At 73.3% G+C, this 2,370-nt stretch carries 3 protein-coding genes and 1 pseudogene; 2 read left to right on the forward strand and 2 right to left on the reverse strand.

Features of this window, described 5'->3' with window-relative positions:
* The first annotated feature begins 289 nt into the window (after positions 1-289).
* Together ABD220_RS14015 and ABD220_RS14020 are read left to right on the forward strand one after the other, a co-directional pair.
* Positions 290-436, forward strand: a complete 147-nt coding sequence (locus ABD220_RS14015) for an acyl-CoA carboxylase biotin carboxyl carrier protein subunit (protein ID WP_425552565.1) — start codon at positions 290-292, stop codon at positions 434-436.
* A gap of 40 nt (positions 437-476) precedes the next feature.
* Positions 477-1,220, forward strand: coding sequence for a GntR family transcriptional regulator (locus ABD220_RS14020; protein WP_344123554.1), 744 nt, complete (start codon positions 477-479; stop codon positions 1,218-1,220).
* On the opposite strand, the gene ABD220_RS14025 is transcribed toward ABD220_RS14020, so the two are convergent.
* Positions 1,183-1,983 (reverse strand): putative hydro-lyase, encoded by an 801-nt coding sequence (locus ABD220_RS14025; RefSeq protein ID WP_344123556.1) that lies wholly within the window; start codon positions 1,981-1,983, stop codon positions 1,183-1,185. The genes ABD220_RS14020 and ABD220_RS14025 overlap by 38 nt on opposite strands.
* A 14-nt stretch (positions 1,984-1,997) precedes the next feature.
* Positions 1,998-2,370: pseudogene (locus ABD220_RS14030) on the reverse strand (hypothetical protein); the annotation flags it as partial.

The raw sequence follows: 2,370 nt of genomic DNA on the forward strand, positions 1-2,370 counted from the left end.
CGAGGAGCTCGGGGTGTGGACCACCTGGATCGAGGACGAGTTCGCCGGCCGGCTCGACCCCGACGCCGGCTACGCCCGCGCGGACCAGCCCGGCCGCACCCGCTTCACCGTGGACGTGGACGGGAAGCGCGTGACGCTCGGAATCCCCGAGGCCCTCGTAGCCGCCCTGAGCGCCGCCCCCGCGGCCGGTGGCGTGCCCGCGCCGGGCCCCGCCGCCGCCGACGATGGCGCAGTGGCCTCCCCCTTCGCCGGCACCCTCGTCTCGTGGCTGGTCGCCGCCGGTGACGAGGTGGAGCAGGGGCAGGACGTCGTCGTGCTCGAGGCCATGAAGACCGAGACCCGCGTCGCTGCCCCGCGGGCCGGGCGCGTCGCCGAGTTGCTGGCGGCCCCCGGCGAGGCCGTGGCCGCCGACCAGGTGCTCGCCCGGCTGTCCTGAGCGGGCACGGGAGCGGTGCGGGCTCCCAGGATGGAAGCCGATGAACAGCTCCGAGGATCAGTTGCTGCAGGCCGCCGCCGGGGCCGGCCCCGCCCCGCAGGGGGAGGCCACCCCGTGGGCGGCCGAGGTCCTGCGCCGGGGCATCACCGCCAGCCGACTGCGGCCCGGGACCAAGCTCTCCGAGGCCCAGGTGAGCCGGGTGCTCGGGATCTCCCGCAATACCCTGCGCGAGGCCTTCGCGGCCCTGGTCGAGGAGAACCTGCTCGTCCGGATCCCCCACCGCGGGGTCTTCGTGGCGTTTCCGGGGGCGGACGAGGTCCGGGAGGTGTACCGGGTGCGCCTGGCCCTGGAGACCTCCGCGCTGCGCTGGGCGCAGCCAGGACCGCAGCCAGAGCTGCACGCCGCCGTCGAGGAGGGCCGCACGGCCCGTGGGCGCGGCGACGTCGCGGGCATGGCCGAGGCGAACCAGCGCTTCCACCGCGCCGTGGTGGGCCTGGCGGGCTCGGCCCGGCAGGACGAGCTGATGGCCCGGATCCTGGCGGAGATGCGGCTGGTGTTCTTCAGCATGCGGGAGGCCCCGTCCTTCCACGAGCCCTGGATCGAGCGCAACGCCCGGATCCTAGAACTGTTCGAGTCCGGTCGCCGAGAGGAGGCTGCCGCGGAGATGGAGGACTACCTGCGGGCCTCGCGGGAGCAACTGCTCGACGTCCTGGCGGGGGTCCTGCCCGTTTCCGAGCCAGGGACCGTCACGGCACCTGGTACTGCCAGTTCGGGACGTCGGTGATGAGCATGTGGCCGGGGGCGTGCCCGAGGGCGAACGGCACCCCGGAGGCGAGCACCGCCGCCTGCGGGGTCACCCCGCAGGCCCAGAACACAGGGACGTGACCGGCCGGGATCTCGACCGCGTCCCCGTAGTCCGGCGCCGCGAGGTCGTCGATGCCCAGTTCCTCCGGGGCCCCCACGTGCACCGGGGCACCGTGGACGGCCGGGTAGCGCGAGGTGATCCGTACGGCGTCGGCCACTCGAGACGCCGGGACCGGGCGCATGGACACCACCAGAGGCCCCGACAGCCGGCCGGCGGGCTCGGTCGGGACCGCCGTGCGGTACATCGCGACGTTGACGCCCTGGTCGATGTGGGCGACCGGGATCCCGGCCTCCTGCAGGGCCGCCTCGAAGGTGAAGCTGCACCCGAGGGCGAAGGTCACGAGGTCCTCGCGCCACACGTCCAGCAGGTCGGTGCGGGTGCCGGCGGCCTCGCCGTTCTCGTAGACGGTGTAGAGAGGGGCATCGGTGCGCACGTCTCCTCCGCGCAGGAGCGGCCCGGTCACCTCCCCCGCCTCGAGCACGCCCAGCACCGGGCACGGCTTGGGGTTGCGCTGGGCGAAGAGCAGCACGTCGAAGGCCCAGTCCCTCGGGACGACGATCAGGTTGGCCTGCGCGAAGCCGTCGCACCACCCGGAGGTCGGCGTGATGAGGCCGCTGCGGAACATCTCCCGGGCCACGCCCGGATCCAGGGCCGCCCGCTCCGGGTTGCCTTGCGTGCTCATGGTTTCCGTGGCGTTCATGACCACAGCGCGGCGATACCGCCCAGGGACTGGTAGCCCAGATAGATGGTGAGCAGCCACACCGCGGTGCCGAGGGTCGCCAGCCACTTCGGGTACCGGTAGCCTCCCAGCAGGTCCCGGCGGCGCCAGGCCACCCACAGCAGCACCGCGAAGCCCAGCGGCAGGATCAGCCCGTTCACCGCACCCGCCAGGATGAGCAGGGTGGAGGGCGCTTGGCCCAGCAGCACGAACACGGTGGCGGAGATGAGGATGAACACCACGGTCAGCAGGTTGCGGGTCCGGTCCCTGGTCCGGGACGTGGTGATGAAGGAGACGGAGGTGTAGGCCGCACCGATGACCGAAGAGATGGAGGCCGCCCACAGGATCAGG

It is taken from the genome of Kocuria aegyptia (assembly GCF_039530085.1).
Taxonomy (GTDB): Bacteria; Actinomycetota; Actinomycetes; order Actinomycetales; family Micrococcaceae; genus Kocuria; species Kocuria aegyptia.

Excerpts from the sequence above, each read along its gene's own strand:
- ABD220_RS14020 (WP_344123554.1), top strand. The coding sequence starts at position 477 with ATGAACAGCTCCGAGGATCAGTTGCTGCAGGCCGCCGCCGGGGCCGGC.
- ABD220_RS14025 (WP_344123556.1), bottom strand. The coding sequence starts at position 1,983 with ATGAGCACGCAAGGCAACCCGGAGCGGGCGGCCCTGGATCCGGGCGTG.